This is a genomic window from Sediminibacterium sp. KACHI17, assembly GCF_040362915.1.
In the GTDB taxonomy this organism is placed as follows: Bacteria; Bacteroidota; Bacteroidia; order Chitinophagales; family Chitinophagaceae; genus Sediminibacterium.
Window position 1 is genome coordinate 913,966 of record NZ_AP029612.1, and the last position, 16,100, is coordinate 930,065.

The window sequence follows — 16,100 nt, forward strand, 5'->3', positions numbered from 1 at the left end:
GACGGCTTCAGTATCTCAATCATATAGTTTCATACATTTGTCGCCAACAGTTTTGAGTCTACAATGACCTACGCCGAAACGATCGATTATCTCTTTACCCGATTGCCCATGTTCAGCCGTATTGGGGCTGCTGCTTACAAAAAAGACCTTACCAACACGATACGTTTATGTGAAGCATTGGGAAACCCGCATCATCAGTTCAAATCCATTCATATAGCAGGTACCAATGGAAAAGGATCTGTGAGTCATATGATGGCTGCTATCTTACAGACAGGCGGTTATAAAACAGGATTGTACACTTCGCCACATTTAAAAGATTTCAGGGAACGTATCAAGATCAATGGAGAAATGTGTTCTGAGGAATTTGTGATTCGTTTTACGAAGAAAATTCAACCACTGATCGAAGAAATTGAGCCCTCTTTTTTTGAGATCACTGTTGCAATGGCATTCAGCTGGTTTGCTGAACAACAGGTAGACATTGCAGTCATTGAAGTAGGACTGGGCGGAAGATTAGACAGTACCAATATCATTCAACCCGAGCTAAGTGTTATTACAAATATCGGCATGGATCATATGAACATGCTTGGTAATACACTGACCGCTATCGCAGGGGAAAAAGCAGGTATCATGAAAGCTGGAATTCCTTGTGTCATAGGAGAAGTACTCCCTGAAACACAACAGGTCTTTGAGAATACTTCAGGTAAGGTATCTTCGCCTTTAATCTATGCACAAAGAGAAAGATCGATCCTTGATTGGAATTATGCGCATCATCAGCTACAAGTAACAACGTTACATCAGACAACAAAAGAAAGCGATACATTTAGCATCGACCTTCCCGGCATGTATCAATTGAAGAATATCCTAACGGTGCTGGAAGCCGCTGATCAATTGGCACATAGCGGATGGAATACCGGAATAGCGATCATTCAAAAAGCTTTATCGCAAGTAAAAAAACTTACAGGACTGCACGGCAGATGGGAGATCATTCGAACAAATCCTGCTGTGATACTTGATGTTGGACACAATGAAGATGGAATCAAAGCCATCAATCAACAATTATCACATGTTACTTATAAAAACTTACACATCATTATTGGAATGGTCAAAGACAAAGACATTGATGCCGTCTTAGCCATTTTACCGAAGCATGCGATCTATCATTTTACACAAGCTCAAATTCCCAGGGCGCTGGATGCAAGCAGTCTACAAGAACAAGCTGCTCAATTTGGTTTGATCGGAGATCGATTTGATGATGTGAATACCGCACTGAAAGCAACCATCAAGAATGCTGATCCTGAAGACCTGATCCTTGTTTGTGGAAGTGTATTTCTGGTAGGAGAAGTGAATACATCTTTCTAGTATCTCAATCATCTCTTATCGTGCAGCTATCCAATTGAGTCTGAGTAGTGCTTCATAGATTGGGCCTAACTGCACCCCATGTTGTATTTTATTTTCGCGGAGTAATTGCAGAAATTCTTCTTTTGTAAACAGACAAATTTCAATGTCTTCAAATGCATCAAAACTTTTCTTCTCTCCCAGTATTGCATTTTTAGCAAGATAGAAATAGGCCGTATTGTTATTGATGGCAGGATTCGGACACAACTGACAAAGAAATTCAACTTCATCTGAATGATATCCTGTCTCCTCTTGCATCTCACGAATAGCAGCTGTCTTATGATCTTCGCCCAAATCAATCACACCTCCGGGCAATTCATAGGTCACCTGATCCACAGGATATCGGTACTGCTGAACCAGTACCACTTTTTCATCACTTGTTACCACAAAAATATTGGCCCAATCCGGGAGCTCCACTACATAATAAGGTTCGATGATTCTGCCATCGGGAAACTCACACTTATCTGCACGAGCCTGGAACCAGCGATCGCTGTATACTTTTTGGGATGCCAGTTTCTTCCACCTCAATTCTCGCATTACCAACCTTTGTTTTCACGTAATGTTGTAATATGAGCTGTATGATGTTTACCGTGCCAAGCATACAGTCCCAGTAAAAACCACATAGACATTTCTCTACCATGCTCAGGGTGTGTAACTTTTCTCTCCCATTGTTCTGGAGTTAAATCTTTGATCGTTGCTAACAAACGTTGATGTACCCCATGCAAAATGGTTAATGAAACATTGATGGGCACTTTCTCAATATCAGCCAATTGAACCCAGGCATTTTCATCATAGGGTTTGATCACCGGATTATCTTCTGTTAAGCCAAGACGAAAACGGATATACGCATTCATGTGGCTATCCGCAATATGATGTACCAACTGTTGAACGGTCCAGCCACCGTCACGATAAGGTGTCTGTATTTGCGCTGCATCTAAATTCAAAACAGCACGTTCGACTTCTTCCGGAAGAAACTGAATATCCGCCAACCATTCTTTTTTTTGTTGCTCACTAAAAGGCTTAGGTTCAAATTTCCCGATCGGATAACGTGGATCTTTAGTCATAGAAATAGATTATAGATTATGGCTTATGGGTTATAGTAAAGGGTTTTTCTTGTTTCTTATGCTCCTTCGCGCAAAGCATGTCCGGTAAGATGGATGAATACATCTTCGAGATTGGCCTGCTTCACTTCTTTGGGTTTTTCAAAACCGGTAGCGACCAATTCATCGATCAACTTATCCGGCGAATTCAATGCAATGATCTTTCCTTTATCAACAATGGCAACGCGATCACATAATATCTCTGCTTCATCCATATAGTGTGTAGTAATGATCACCGTGGTGCCTTTATCTCTGATTTGTCGGATCAGATCCCATAAATTTCTCCTCGCCTGCGGATCAAGACCGGTGGTCGGTTCATCAAGGAATATAATATGTGGTTCATTGATCAGTGTTGTTGCAATGGAAAAACGTTGTTTTTGTCCACCACTCAGGTCTTTGAATTTCGCTTTGGCTTTATCACGGAGATTCACCATATCAAGTAAAGACAAAGGATCAATTGCGCGATTGTATAAGCCACCAAATAGCTGTAATAACTCTACCAGATTCAGACCCGGATAATACCCGGATGTTTGTAATTGAACTCCAATGATTTTTTTGATTTCATTGGGTTGTTTATCCAGGTCAAATCCATCTACCCATACATTACCGCTTGTTTTTTCGCGAAGTGTCTCAATGATCTCAAGCGTGGTTGATTTGCCCGCTCCATTAGGACCCAGTAAACCAAAGATCTCGCCTTGTAATACCTCAAAGCTTAACCCTTTTACCGCTTCAAAATCTCCATACTTTTTATGCAGGTTGGTAACCTTAATGATTGGCTGACTCATGGTTAAAATTTATACACAAACCCGGCTTGTTGTTGAGAAACACCAACACCCAAAACCGCTTTGTTATGACGTTGATTGAATAAAGTTACAGCTAAAGCCAGATTTCTTTGTCCTTGTAAGGATAAATACCCTCCTGTCATCAGTGATGCAAAACCACCTCCGATCAATGCCCAACCTGAACCTTTTCTATTTTCATCAGATAGATTTCCAACGCCGAATATGATCGCAAAACTTCCTGCCAAGCCTAAGATTTGTCCTGCCACTTTATTCGACTGGTGCTTCTGGTATAAGCCGATGATTTGTTGATCATGTGTACGGTAAAACAAATGCATGAATTGTTTGCTTCCTCTGTACAGCGTATCCCGGTATAAAATATTATTAGGTTTGGGATTGATGATGTACTGCATCTGCCCCGGATCAAGACGTTGCTGAGACTGTGCGAAAGAACAAATCAGTAAAAAGGAACTAATAAAAAGGAGGCGGTACATTTTTTTGCACAAAATAAGCAAAAACAAAGACCTAATCTCACCGATGAACAGAGAAATATCAACTGCTGAATTGATATTTCTCTGCTGATGTATTACAAGTAGCTTTCGAGTTCATCCATCATTTCCCTGCTACCAATGAAGAGTGGTGTTCGTTGATGTAACTCAGTTGGTTGTATATCAAGAATACGCTGCTTTCCATCTGTAGCGCGTCCACCAGCCACTTCCAGAATAAAGGCAAACGGATTGGATTCATACAATAACCTCAACTTACCCTTTGGTTTCTCAGTAGTGCCGGGATACATGAAAATGCCCCCCTTGATGAGGTTTCGGTGAACATCTGCCACCATACTTCCAATATATCGTTGTGTGTATGGACCACCGGTCTCTTTTGTCTTTCGCTGACAAGCATCAATGTATTTTCTGACACCTTCATCGTATTGAAAGAAATTACCGTGATTCACAGAATAGAATTTGCCGGTAGGTGGACATTTAATATCAGGATGACTCAAACAAAATTCTCCGATAGACGGATCCAGAGTAAATCCATTTACACCTCTTCTGGTAGCATATACGAACATGGTACTCGAACCATAAATAACATATCCCGCAGCTACTTGTCGATTACCGGGCTGTAAAAAATCTTCTTTGGTACAAGGCTTACCTCGCTCACTTACCCTGCGATATACACTAAAGATGGTTCCGATAGAAACATTCACATCAATATTACCACTACCATCCAGTGGATCGAACATGACAACATACTTACTCTGATTACTTACTTCATCATCAAACACAACAAAATCATCTAACTCTTCACTGCCAATACCTGCGCAGCTGATACCATGCTGCAGAACACCCATGAATTGATTATTGGCATAGATATCCAGTTTCTTTACATCTTCACCCTGCACATTGATGGTGCCGGCGTCTCCAAGAATATCCACCAGTCCGGCTTTATTTACTTCAACATTCACACGTTTAGCGGCTAGACCGATATCTCTTAATAAACTACTTAATTCACCAGTTGCGGTAGGAAATTGTCTCAATTGTTGCAGCGTAAATTCATCCAGTGTAAGGATTCTTCTGTTTACTGTCATGGCTTAAGGGCAATCGTTTGCACGAAGGTATTTAATTTGAAAATGGTTCTCACAAAATTTATAAAGTCGTGTAAGAATTACACTATCAAATTCCTTATACAGATGGTTCTTCGTAAAGAACAGAACTTATCTATCCCTTTAAGATTGCTGGCATGAATGGCACGGTCTGTTCAATTATTGACGGATGAATAACTGCGTAAAGAAAATCACACCTTTTGCATCCTGGTAAACACCAATACCCGTCTGGGTATAATTGCCTTCAATATTTTTTCGATGACCCGGACTATTAATCCATCCTTTCACCACTTCTTCAGCTGACAACTTTCCATAAGCTACATTTTCAGCCGCTGCCATTATAGTTCCTGTTGATTTTGTGATTCGTTGAATACGGTTTTCAAATCCATCATGCCCAAAAGCGGTTCGTTTGAGTGCCATATTTTTACTGTGTAATGCTGCTTGCTCATCGGCAGCAGCGATCCCTTTAAGCATTCCTAGCCCCTTCTTTTTACGATATTCATTCACATGATAAAGAATATCGTTGGACATGGTAAATGCATTAACAATAACAGGATCGGATTTGGATCTTTCGATCGCAGATAAATTACGATTGCAGGAGAGCAATAATAAAGGCAGCAGGAATATACCCAGCACAGTAAATAAAATACGAATCATTCGCATATATTTTTTCTCCTTTAAAACAACAACTATACCAAATTACAATCATCAGATTACAAAATCTCCCAAGAAAAGTATAAACCTATGGAAACAAATACTATGCACTTGTTATACACCCTTTGATTTTGACCGTTGTTTACACCGGTCTTACCCTTAGTTTTGCTTTAGAACATCTATTTCAATGAAAGTATTCAAATTCGGCGGAGCCAGTGTCAATAGTGTAGATCGCATCAAAAATCTGGCATCTATTGTTCAACAATATCGTCAGTCCCCACTTGTCATCATCATTTCTGCGATGGGCAAAACCACCAATGCACTTGAAAAAGTGGTGGAAGCTTTTTATGCAGGAAAAAAAGAGGAAGCGCTTCAACTATTTGAAGTGATCAAAAACCAGCACCTTACAACTGCTAAATATTTGCTGGTAAAAGAATACAATAGTTGTGCATCCAAACTCAATGATTTTTTTACAGAAGTGGAATGGCTTTTACACGATAAACCGGTCAGAGAGTTTGATTATTACTATGATCAGGTTGTATGTGTGGGAGAGCTCTTAAGTACTTCGATCATTAGCCATTTTCTGAATGAGGAACATATCGCAAATGAATGGGTCGATGTTCGTGACATCCTTCGTACAGATGATAATTTCAGAGACGCAGGCGTAGATATTGCTTTCACAGAAAAGAAAATAGCAGAGAGCTGGCAACTGACAGTTGGTGAAGGAAAGAACATTATTGTAACACAAGGTTTCATCGGATCTACTGATGAAAATGAAAGCACCACACTCGGACGTGAGGGAAGTGATTATACTGCTGCATTGTTTGCCAATATGCTCAATGCTGAAAGTTTGACCATATGGAAAGATGTTGAGGGAGTCATGAATGCAGACCCCAAACAATTTCCGGAAGCGCAATTGATCCAGGAATTGAATTTCAATGAAGTGATCGAAATGGCTTTTTATGGAGCACAGGTCATCCATCCAAAAACGATTAAGCCCCTACAGAATAAGGGCATCCCAATGTATGTGAAATGCTTTCTGGATCCTTCTTTACCGGGCACTATCATCCACAAAAAAAATATCAAAGGGCTCCCTCCAATTTTTGTGATCAAAGACAAACAGATATTGATCCATTTGAAAAGTCGTGACTTCTCATTTATGGGAGAAGAACCTATGCGACAACTATATGGCATCTTCGGACAAACCCGCATCAGGCCGAATCTGATTCAAACAGGCGCTATTGGTGTTCAGATCTGTATGGATGATAAACAGGATAAAACAGATCAGTTCGCAGCTCAGTCAGGAATGTTATTTGATGTACAGGTAGAAAAAAATCTTCAATTACTTACCATCAGACATTATGAGGAATCTTTACTCAATAAAATGCTGGAGGGAAAGGACGTAGTACTCTTACAAAAGACCAAAGAAACAGTACAAGCTTTGTTCAGGTAATATTTTCATGATTGTTGTTGATCCATCAACCATCATTTTACTACCCTACCGGCGCCTCTGAACCTCGGTTGCCAGTATTTTTCATTCAGATCGCTGATCATTACACCACCACTGGTGGCAGCATGAACGAATTTATTATTGAGCAGATAAACGCCTACATGGGTGATATCACGGTTACGACCCGTTGTGTGAAAGAAAACCAGATCCCCTTCCTGCAGGTCTGCCAATTCGATCTTCTCGCTATTGTCAAATTGCTCTTGAGCTGTTCTTGGCAAGGTAGTATTAAATACATCCCGCATGATCACCTGCGTGAATGCAGAACAATCGATACAATCTTCTGTACTTCCTCCCAAACAATATTTCGTTCCCCACCATTTATCGATGGTTTCGAGCAGGGCTATATTCGTTAATTTTTCGACAGTAGCGTCAATGATCACAGCGTATTTTAATTGCAGATAACCTGCTCTTTCAATATTGAACGCATTCATATCAGATGATCCGGTGTTATTTCGCTTGCCGGTATTACTGGCTGATGACATATTTGCGTTGGTAGTGCTGGCCTTATGTCCTGTTGTAACCACAGAGCCCGGTGTTACTTCGATCTGGTCAAGAAAAGTGCGTTCTTTTGATCCGGTTGTTTTGGCAGCTGTTGTTTTAGCCGTAGAATTATCCCTTGAAGTCAGCTTACTCAATGATTTACAACTCGTGAAGCTCAATAAGCTGATCATTCCTATCATCCAAACAGATCTGTTCATCATACCTGCAATATACCCTGCTGCGGTTTTTATGCCAAGCGATGTGGAAAAGATCTCGGATGGTCAATAGTTCATAGCAAATGGCTGATAGTAAGTAGCCAATGTGGATAATTGGTAGTAAAGAGAACCCCTCCAAAATTGGATATTTGGAGTTCGGAATATGGAAGCCTGACCCAATAAAATCAGACATCTGATATCAGACATCAGAGATTATACATCTGACATCTGCGATCTGATATCTGCCATCCCAAATCAGGCTTCCGACATCAGACTTCCGAACTGTTTCTATGGCATTCTCTCATCTCCACGTTCATACACAATATTCACTGCTCGATGGTGCTGCAGCGATCGATAGTTTGTATAAAAAAGCAGCAAAAGATAATATGCCTGCCCTGGCCATTACAGATCATGGCAACATGTTTGGTGCTTTTGAATTTGTAAGTCAGGCCTGGAAGAATACCAAGGTGATCGGAAAAGATGCCAATGGAAAAGATATCACTGCCCCTGTGATAAAACCGATCGTGGGTTGTGAGTTTTATGTAGTGAAAGACAGACATATAAAAACTTTCACAAAAGAGGTAAAAGATGAACGATACCATCAGGTTCTGCTAGCCAAAAACAAAAAAGGATACGAGAATCTAGTCAAACTTACATCCCTTGGATTCATTGAAGGCATGTATAGTAAATATCCACGTATCGATAAAGAACTGATCGAGCAATATCATGAAGGACTGATCGCAACAACTTGTTGTATTGGTGCCTATGTGCCGCAGACCATCTTACATGATGGTGAAGCAAAGGCGGAACAGGAATTCAAATGGTGGCTGGACCTGTTTGGTGAAGATTATTATATCGAGATACAGCGTCATAATATCAAAGAACAGGAACTCATCAATCAAACTCTATTGAAGTTTGCCAAGAAATACAACGTCCCTGTTATTGCAACGAATGACAGTCACTATGTAGATCAAGATGATGCCAATGCACACGATATTCTTTTATGCATCAATACCGGAGAAAAACAAAGCACACCGGGTTTTGATGACTTCGTAAACGATGATGCACAGATCAAAAACAGACGATTCAAATTTCCTAACGATCAGTTTTATTTCAAGACGACACAGGAAATGGAAAAACTGTTCAGTGATATTCCCGAGTCACTGGATAATACCAATCAGATCGTAGATAAGGTGGAAGTATTGAATCTTAAAAAGGATATCCTGCTTCCTGCATTTCCAATTCCAAAAGAGTTTCAGATACATACCGACGCCAACCTGAATCAGTGGGAATACCTGCGTCATATTACCATGGAGGGCGCTAAAATGCGCTATTCAGACCTTACACCGGAGATACAGGAACGTATCGATTTTGAATTGTTCACGATCAAGACCATGGGTTTTGCCGGATACTTTTTGATCGTGAGTGATTTTATCAAAGCAGGAAGAGAATTAGGTGTATTCGTAGGTCCGGGTCGTGGTTCTGCTGCCGGAAGTGTGGTGGCTTATTGTATCGGTATCACGAATATTGATCCGATCAAATACAATTTGCTGTTCGAGCGTTTCCTCAATCCTGACCGTAAGAGCATGCCCGATATCGATACGGACTTCGATGATGAAGGCCGTCAGAAAGTGATCGATTATGTGGTTGACAAATACGGGAAACAACAGGTGGCACAGATCATCACATACGGTACCATGGCCGCCAAGATGAGTATTAAAGATGTGGCCCGTGTATTGGATCTCCCGCTTGCCGAAAGCAATATGTTGGCCAAGCTGGTTCCGGATAAGCCCGGAACTGAACTGGGACGCGTATTACATGCACCATTAACTGTAAAAGATGGTGAAAAATCACTGGAAGAAAAAGAAGCTTATCAGCAAGAAGATATTGAGAATGTAAAAAAACTACGAGAGATCTATCAGGGCAATGATATCCGTGCACAAGTATTAAAAGAAGCGGAAAGACTAGAAGGGTCTGTTCGTAATACAGGCATTCATGCTGCGGGAATCATCATCGCTCCGAAAGATCTTACGGAATTGATCCCTGTTGCCACGGCCAAAGATTCAGATCTATGGGTAACACAGATCGAGGGAAGTATTATTGAAGATGCCGGTGTTATCAAGATGGACTTTCTGGGTCTGAAGACCCTTTCCATTTTGAAAACAGCATTGGAACTCATTCAGCAAAACCATGGAGTCACCATTGATCTGGATAATATTCCGTTGGATGATGAAAAAACATTTCACTTATACCAGCGTGGAGAAACCAATGCCACTTTTCAGTTTGAAAGTGTAGGCATGCAGAAATATCTCCGCGATCTCAAGCCGGATAAGTTCGATGACCTCATTGCGATGAACGCCCTGTATCGTCCCGGGCCGATTGCCTACATTCCAAAATTCATTGATAGAAAACATGGTCGTGAACCTGTGACCTATGATATTCCTGAAATGGAGGAATACCTGGCAGAGACCTATGGTATCACTGTATATCAAGAGCAGGTGATGTTGCTGAGTCAGAGTTTAGGTGGTTTTACCAAAGGTGATGCAGATGTGCTGCGTAAAGCCATGGGTAAAAAACAAAAATCAGTTCTTGACAAAATGAAAACTCAATTTATTGAAGGGGCTACTGCGAAGGGGCATCCTGCGGATAAATTGGAAAAGATATGGACAGACTGGGAAGCCTTTGCACAATACGCTTTCAATAAATCACATTCCACCTGTTATGCTTTTGTAGCATATCAAACCGCTTACTTAAAAGCACATTATCCGGGTGAATACATGTCTGCCGTGCTGAATCATGCAGGCAGCATTGAGAAGATCACCTTCTTTATGGAAGAATGTAAGAGGATGGGGATTAAAGTGCTGGGACCGGATATCAATGAATCCTTAAAAGGCTTTGCCGTAAACAAAAATGGCGAGATCCGTTTTGGATTAGGGGGCTTAAAAGGCGTGGGTGAAGCTGCAGTCGAAAACATTATTGCCGAGAGAGAAAAAAATGGATGGTACCAAAACATTTTTGATTTTATCAAACGTGTGATCCAAAGAAGTGTCAATAAGAAATCCTTAGAAAGTTTGGCATATTCAGGTGCATTTGATTGTTTCAAGGAATTTCATCGTGCTCAATATTTTCATGTTGCAGATGGTGAAAAAATATCAGGATTAGAGAAGATCATCAACTATGGTCAAGCCAATCAATCTGCAGCAGCCGCGAGTACCAATACATTGTTTGGAGATATGTCTTCAGCCATGCAGGTACCGATACCCAAGATCGCCAATGTAGAACCATGGACACTCACAGAGCTACTGGATCATGAAAAAGATGTAACGGGAATGTTCATGAGCGGACACCCACTGGATCATTTTAAGTTTGAGTTGAAGTATTATGGCATCACCAGTATCAATGATTTTAATGAGATCAAACAAACGCTGCATTTACAGCCTAATCCCGGAAAACAGATCCGTGTAGCCGGTTTGGTGATCGATGTTCAGCATCGGGTAACAAAAACGGGGAAGAATTTTGGCTCTTTTGTCATTGAGGATTTTAGCGGTAAAACTGATTTCATTTTGTGGAGTGAAGATTATATCAAGTTCCAGAATTATTTAGAGAAGGGGCAAAACATTTTACTTACCGGCTTCTTTCGTTCGCGCTTCAATCAACCTAATAATTTTGAATTTAAGGTGAATGTGATGTCTTTACTGGAAACAGTAAAACAAAACTTGACACGCAGTATTGAGATCAACATGCATCCGGCTTCAGTAACTCCTGATTTTGTATCCTTCATTGATAAAAATGTGAGAGAGCATCCCGGAAAATCTTCTTTGCGTTTCAATATTTATGAACCTAGGGAACAACTCAAAGTGAGTATGTATTCGTTGGAGAAAGGATTCATGATGAATGAAGAAATGGCTAGCTTCTTATTAGAGAACCCGGATTTGGATGTGACTGTGGGAGTTGTAGGATAATGACAGGGAGTTGATCAATTAGTGAGTCTTAATCGCCATTTATCTTTCAAAAACGCTGCTTATCCTTTTTTGTCTGTTTTTTACCAAGAAAAAATAGCTTCTTGTTGCCAAAACAGACCTTATGTCATCTGAAACCCTGAAGCAACGTATTATAACAGTAGACGCACTACGTGGATTTGCCTTATTAGGTATCCTTCTGGCGCACATGATCTATTGGTACAATGCCGGACCTTTACCCGGATCTATTTTCGAGAAACACAATGATACTGCAAGTGGTATTATTGGTATCGTGAATGAAATATTGATCTCCGGTAAATTCTTCGCCTTCTTTTCATTTTTATTTGGATTGAGTTTTTTCCTCCAGATGAACAGTATGGAAGAAAGCGGCAGACCCTTTGTTTGGAGATATGCTTGGCGTATCACGATCATGGGAATAATTGGTTTGATACATCATGCATTTTGGAGAGGAGATATTCTTTCCATTTATGCTCCCCTGGGTTTTATTCTTTTACCCATGCGCAAACTCAGCAACCGCGCTGTATTGATCATAGGTGTTCTATTAGCGATCAATTTACCCAGCTTACTCATGCAGTTGCCAGGACTCATTGAACAATTGACCTCTACTACGCCACCACCACCTCCTCCATCTGGTCCGCCTCCGGGACCTGATCCTTCACAAGCATTTTTCAAAACAGTCTATAAAAGCGATATCTGGAGTATGATGAAGAATAACATCATCAGCATTGGAGAAAAATTTGATTTCCAATTTGGCAGTGGTCGTATTTATGTTACACTCGGATTTTTCTTATTGGGAATGTATAGTGGCAGAAAGGGATGGTTTGCTATGAGTTCGGAAGCACTAAAACCCATTTTTAAAAAAATAAAAAATAAGTCCGGTTGGGTTGTGTTGGTAACACTCTTAGGTGGGGTTGGCATCTATGGATTGAATGAAGGTTTTAAACTCGGCTGGGAAAGCAGTCCATTGGTAGGCTTCATTTTTGGCACATTGTATAATCTCAATAATGCAGCCCTCGTGGTTTTCTATGTTACAGGAATTACTTTATTAATGAACCGAAAATTTTGGCAAAACTTATTATACCCATTAGCACCTATCGGAAAAATGGCTTTGACCAGTTACTTACTGCAAACAGCACTTGGTCTTGTTTTGTTTTTTGGATTTGGATTTGGTTTAGTGGGCGTAACAGCTCCCTGGCTCAACTGGCTGATCGCACTTGCATTTTTCATACTCCAGGCAATAGCATGCAAATGGTGGTTTAAAAAATTCTACTTCGGCCCGGTAGAGTGGCTGTGGAGATCGTTGACATATTTTAAAATACAACCTTTCCGAAAAAAGCAAGCCTCCGCGTAAAATACCACGCTCTTTTTCTCTGCGGTGAATATTCGAATAAATGCACCGCAGAGAAAAACAGAACAGAGATTACACTGAGATTAAATTGACTGTCCGAAAGTGAGCAGATTATGATCAGGATCTAGGAGTGCAAATTCTTTTTGCCCCCAAGGTTTTTCAGTCAAAGGAGCATTGGGATGAATCGCTACTTTTCTGTCTAGTAATGACTGATAAAAAGTTTCAATCTCATCTAGCCTGATATACACCTGTCCATAATTCTCCAAAGGATTCAATGTTGGAAAGCTAAAGAAATGAATTTCGATAGTATCTTTTTGAAGGATCAAGTAATCACCATAATCACTTATTTCACGAAACTGCAATTGGTCAACATAATAGGATTTGGTCGTTGCTTTATCCCGCATGGGTAATTTGGGATGGATCTGTGTCAGCATTTAGATGAATTTGATTGCAAACTCGGGATTTACTAGAACAGGTGCAACTAAAATCAACCGTTACTCATATTTTTTCAATATTTCCTCTACACAACTTCTTGTTTAAACACTGCGTTATACTGTGTTGATTATTTTACCACAACGTTTCACGATATTTTATTTGGATTGTCTTTTGACCATTTCGTTGATCCATATGGGTGCGAATGGAGAAGTGCAACCTTTTGAAACAGGATAATCACGATAGATTCCCAGCTCCTCTCCTATGTCCAATGCTTGTTTTCTATAAGCAGGATGATGAATACCAATATATGCAAGCGCAAAATTCATGGTCCACTGAACTTCAGGTGCTGCTTGAGGCAGTTCTTTGTGTAATTGTTTTAATAGCGCCGCTAAATCAATATCATCAGCATTTCTGGCGATCTTACCAGCCATCAAACTCCATCCTGCTCTCAATGCCCACTTGTTGTTTGACTTAAGCCATTTTATCCTAAGCGTTTCTTTTGCCGGATGATCTTTCAAAATATAATTGCTAAACCAATCTGCTACATGGGTAAAATCAATTTGTTCTACCATTTGGTCTAACTGCTCAACCGATAATTGATCAGGCTTCATAATAAGAATGGCTAAAAACTGAGCTTCAATATTTCCGGCATTCCATAGTTCCAACCCCAGTGTATGATTGGTTTTTAGCTTCTTGGCAATATTTCGAATATCACCCATTTTTACCCCGAACTGATTTTCCCCAGCACCGGCTTTGGTGTTGATCGCCATCATTTTTTCGTTGCCGAGTGATTGTAATACAGAAAGAATGTCTTCGAGGGTCATATCATTAGTTAAAAGGAATACAAGATAATTATTTTACACCCAATATTTCATCACTAAAAAAGCCTGGCAATAAATGCCAAGCTTTAATTTTTTATCAAATAAAACGCATTTATTGTTCAGCGGTGGCAGGACTAATCGTAGAACTGATCTGCGTAATTTTAGTGATCGGGAACCCACCTTTCTGTGCATGTTCTTTGATCAATTTCTCATCTTCAGCTTGGTACACACAAAATATCTTATTACCCGTAACATAACTCTGGACCCATTTTATCTTTGGCCCCATGGATGTGAGTACCGTACAAGATTTTTGCGAGATCCCTTTTAACTCTACAGGTGTCAATGTACCCGCACCGGGAATATCTCTTTCAATTAGGAATAATTTCATACTACTTTGACTGCTCTCTTTTGTTGCATCGGTAGAAGACTTTTGTTGAGCCTTTGCCTCTTGTTGAAGCATAAATAAACACACAATAAGTAGTGATTTGAAAAGGATTTTAACTTGTTTCATAACCATAGATTTTGGATGATTGAATAATCCAAAATTAGATAGCGCATAAGCCCTTTATTATCTCATTTCTTTCAAAAATTGGTAAATTTCTTGCAATAGGACTTATTGTAAGCCAGCATATTCATGAGGAGTTATTCCAAAACTTTCTCTAAAACATTTTGTAAAATAAGATGGGCTATTGAATCCATTTTCAAAAGCAATTTCTGTGATATTCTTCCCTCCTTTTTGCAAAGACTTTCTAGCTTTCTCTAATCTGAAAGATCGCAATAGATCATTGGGAGAATATCCTGTAAGTGCTACTATTTTTCTGTAGAGTTGCGAATGGCTCAATGCAAGCGTTCTTGACATATCTTCAACTTGAAGCGTAGGGTCATTATATCTTTCTTCTAACAATATGATTATACTATTGATAAGCAGATCATCCGAAGCAGATAAAATCAATATTGACCGGTCTTGTTTCGTAAGCTGTTTATGAATCATCATCTCCCGTAACGCATTACTTATGCGTATCGGACTTTGATGAGCAAAGAAACATAGATATTTAAGCAGGCTAATTGTATCCCCGAAAAATTTCTCATGTTTAGTTACAGGTTCTCCCCCATGCAACCCAATGGTTATGCTAAAGTCTTTTTCCGCTAAGGTCATAATGTGCATCGCCGCTTCTATCGCTTCTTCTACCTGAACAAAAGACCCAATAATGCCTTCTGAATGAAGCAATGCGACTCTCCCTCCTCCTGTAATGACTTTTTCCTTAATAGCAGCTATTTTTTGCTGTATTAAACTCCCATTTTGATGTTTATACTGATACAAGATTGGATCAGGAAGTTGGATTAGCATCATTATCCGATAAGAACTTTCTTTCACTAGTAATAAACCGTCTTCTGTTTTTTCGTCTACTTCAGGATCGGTAATACGGCCTAAAAAAGACTGTACCAGACCAGGTTCTACTTCTATAATCTTATGTGGCACCAATCCATGAGATCTACTATGAAGTTCATACACAACTTCTTTGGATGGCGCATCGATCAAGCAAAACACATGCCCTTTCTGTTCATCAACCCAGTAGGTGAGGCATTTACAATTGTGGTCCTTTTCAAGATAAACATCTTGGCTATGAGCTATTGCAACATCTTTTGCATTAACTCCAGGAACGATATGCAAATCCATGTAAATAGGCATTGTGAAATGTATCTCGTACTAACAAATTACAAATATTCCGGATATAAACAATACAATAATGCCCCACTGTCAGGTTTCCCCTGCCCT

15 protein-coding genes are annotated in these 16,100 nt (G+C 40.0%); 4 read left to right on the top strand and 11 right to left on the bottom strand.

Annotated elements, in window-relative coordinates:
• The first annotated feature begins 63 nt into the window (after positions 1–63).
• Positions 64–1,359, top strand: coding sequence for a folylpolyglutamate synthase/dihydrofolate synthase family protein (locus tag ABXG83_RS03950; RefSeq protein ID WP_353550189.1), 1,296 nt, complete (start codon positions 64–66; stop codon positions 1,357–1,359).
• 15 nt (positions 1,360–1,374) lie between these two features.
• Here the strand turns inward: ABXG83_RS03950 and ABXG83_RS03955 are convergent, their stop codons facing one another.
• The 6 genes from ABXG83_RS03955 to ABXG83_RS03980 form a co-directional block, all read right to left on the bottom strand.
• Positions 1,375–1,932 (bottom strand): NUDIX hydrolase, encoded by a 558-nt coding sequence (locus ABXG83_RS03955; RefSeq protein ID WP_353550190.1) that lies wholly within the window; start codon positions 1,930–1,932, stop codon positions 1,375–1,377.
• Positions 1,932–2,459, bottom strand: coding sequence for a YfiT family bacillithiol transferase (locus ABXG83_RS03960; protein WP_353550191.1), 528 nt, complete (start codon positions 2,457–2,459; stop codon positions 1,932–1,934). The genes ABXG83_RS03955 and ABXG83_RS03960 overlap by 1 nt, the downstream gene beginning before the upstream one ends.
• Positions 2,460–2,515: 56 nt before the next feature.
• A complete protein-coding gene (locus ABXG83_RS03965) occupies positions 2,516–3,280 on the bottom strand; it encodes an ABC transporter ATP-binding protein (protein WP_353550192.1) in 765 nt (254 codons plus the stop codon).
• A 2-nt stretch (positions 3,281–3,282) separates the two neighbouring features.
• The gene (locus ABXG83_RS03970) at positions 3,283–3,687 is read right to left on the bottom strand and encodes a hypothetical protein (RefSeq protein ID WP_353550193.1); all 405 of its coding nucleotides are present in this window, start codon (positions 3,685–3,687) and stop codon (positions 3,283–3,285) included.
• A 173-nt stretch (positions 3,688–3,860) separates the two neighbouring features.
• Positions 3,861–4,865 (bottom strand): class 1 fructose-bisphosphatase, encoded by a 1,005-nt coding sequence (fbp, locus tag ABXG83_RS03975; RefSeq protein WP_353550194.1) that lies wholly within the window; start codon positions 4,863–4,865, stop codon positions 3,861–3,863.
• A gap of 174 nt (positions 4,866–5,039) precedes the next feature.
• Positions 5,040–5,537: a CAP domain-containing protein gene (locus ABXG83_RS03980; protein WP_353550195.1), complete on the bottom strand. Its 498-nt coding sequence runs from the start codon at positions 5,535–5,537 to the stop codon at positions 5,040–5,042.
• Between the two features lie 184 nt (positions 5,538–5,721).
• On the opposite strand from ABXG83_RS03980, the gene ABXG83_RS03985 reads away from it, so the two are divergent.
• Entirely contained in the window at positions 5,722–6,987 is a 1,266-nt protein-coding gene (locus ABXG83_RS03985; RefSeq protein WP_353550196.1) for an aspartate kinase, read from the top strand.
• Positions 6,988–7,019: 32 nt separating this feature from the next.
• Here ABXG83_RS03985 and ABXG83_RS03990 read toward each other — a convergent pair whose 3' ends face one another.
• Positions 7,020–7,745 (bottom strand): NlpC/P60 family protein, encoded by a 726-nt coding sequence (locus tag ABXG83_RS03990; protein WP_353550197.1) that lies wholly within the window; start codon positions 7,743–7,745, stop codon positions 7,020–7,022.
• Positions 7,746–8,029: 284 nt separating this feature from the next.
• On the opposite strand from ABXG83_RS03990, the gene dnaE reads away from it, so the two are divergent.
• Together dnaE and ABXG83_RS04000 are read left to right on the top strand one after the other, a co-directional pair.
• Positions 8,030–11,701, top strand: coding sequence for a DNA polymerase III subunit alpha (gene dnaE, locus ABXG83_RS03995; RefSeq protein ID WP_353550198.1), 3,672 nt, complete (start codon positions 8,030–8,032; stop codon positions 11,699–11,701).
• A 121-nt stretch (positions 11,702–11,822) separates the two neighbouring features.
• Entirely contained in the window at positions 11,823–13,070 is a 1,248-nt protein-coding gene (locus ABXG83_RS04000) for a DUF418 domain-containing protein (protein WP_353550199.1), read from the top strand.
• A gap of 80 nt (positions 13,071–13,150) precedes the next feature.
• Here the strand turns inward: ABXG83_RS04000 and ABXG83_RS04005 are convergent, their stop codons facing one another.
• The 4 genes from ABXG83_RS04005 to ABXG83_RS04020 form a co-directional block, all read right to left on the bottom strand.
• Positions 13,151–13,501: a VOC family protein gene (locus tag ABXG83_RS04005; RefSeq protein ID WP_353550200.1), complete on the bottom strand. Its 351-nt coding sequence runs from the start codon at positions 13,499–13,501 to the stop codon at positions 13,151–13,153.
• A gap of 156 nt (positions 13,502–13,657) precedes the next feature.
• Positions 13,658–14,326 carry a DNA alkylation repair protein gene (locus tag ABXG83_RS04010; RefSeq protein ID WP_353550201.1) on the bottom strand — a complete coding sequence of 223 codons (669 nt, stop codon included), beginning with the start codon at positions 14,324–14,326 and terminating at the stop codon, positions 13,658–13,660.
• Positions 14,327–14,435: 109 nt separating this feature from the next.
• Positions 14,436–14,834 (bottom strand): DUF4242 domain-containing protein, encoded by a 399-nt coding sequence (locus ABXG83_RS04015; protein ID WP_353550202.1) that lies wholly within the window; start codon positions 14,832–14,834, stop codon positions 14,436–14,438.
• A 102-nt stretch (positions 14,835–14,936) separates the two neighbouring features.
• A complete protein-coding gene (locus tag ABXG83_RS04020) occupies positions 14,937–16,001 on the bottom strand; it encodes a nickel-binding protein (RefSeq protein ID WP_353550203.1) in 1,065 nt (354 codons plus the stop codon).
• Positions 16,002–16,100: the final 99 nt, after the last annotated feature.

What these genes read in the sequence shown, in the direction of transcription:
- ABXG83_RS03950 (WP_353550189.1), top strand. Translation starts at nt 64, where the DNA reads ATGACCTACGCCGAAACGATCGATTATCTCTTTACCCGATTGCCCATG.
- ABXG83_RS03955 (WP_353550190.1), bottom strand. Translation starts at nt 1,932, where the DNA reads ATGCGAGAATTGAGGTGGAAGAAACTGGCATCCCAAAAAGTATACAGC.
- ABXG83_RS03960 (WP_353550191.1), bottom strand. Translation starts at nt 2,459, where the DNA reads ATGACTAAAGATCCACGTTATCCGATCGGGAAATTTGAACCTAAGCCT.
- ABXG83_RS03965 (WP_353550192.1), bottom strand. Translation starts at nt 3,280, where the DNA reads ATGAGTCAGCCAATCATTAAGGTTACCAACCTGCATAAAAAGTATGGA.
- ABXG83_RS03970 (WP_353550193.1), bottom strand. Translation starts at nt 3,687, where the DNA reads ATGCAGTACATCATCAATCCCAAACCTAATAATATTTTATACCGGGAT.
- fbp (WP_353550194.1), bottom strand. Translation starts at nt 4,865, where the DNA reads ATGACAGTAAACAGAAGAATCCTTACACTGGATGAATTTACGCTGCAA.
- ABXG83_RS03980 (WP_353550195.1), bottom strand. Translation starts at nt 5,537, where the DNA reads ATGATTCGTATTTTATTTACTGTGCTGGGTATATTCCTGCTGCCTTTA.
- ABXG83_RS03985 (WP_353550196.1), top strand. Translation starts at nt 5,722, where the DNA reads ATGAAAGTATTCAAATTCGGCGGAGCCAGTGTCAATAGTGTAGATCGC.
- ABXG83_RS03990 (WP_353550197.1), bottom strand. Translation starts at nt 7,745, where the DNA reads ATGATGAACAGATCTGTTTGGATGATAGGAATGATCAGCTTATTGAGC.
- dnaE (WP_353550198.1), top strand. Translation starts at nt 8,030, where the DNA reads ATGGCATTCTCTCATCTCCACGTTCATACACAATATTCACTGCTCGAT.
- ABXG83_RS04000 (WP_353550199.1), top strand. Translation starts at nt 11,823, where the DNA reads ATGTCATCTGAAACCCTGAAGCAACGTATTATAACAGTAGACGCACTA.
- ABXG83_RS04005 (WP_353550200.1), bottom strand. Translation starts at nt 13,501, where the DNA reads ATGCTGACACAGATCCATCCCAAATTACCCATGCGGGATAAAGCAACG.
- ABXG83_RS04010 (WP_353550201.1), bottom strand. Translation starts at nt 14,326, where the DNA reads ATGACCCTCGAAGACATTCTTTCTGTATTACAATCACTCGGCAACGAA.
- ABXG83_RS04015 (WP_353550202.1), bottom strand. Translation starts at nt 14,834, where the DNA reads ATGAAACAAGTTAAAATCCTTTTCAAATCACTACTTATTGTGTGTTTA.
- ABXG83_RS04020 (WP_353550203.1), bottom strand. Translation starts at nt 16,001, where the DNA reads ATGGATTTGCATATCGTTCCTGGAGTTAATGCAAAAGATGTTGCAATA.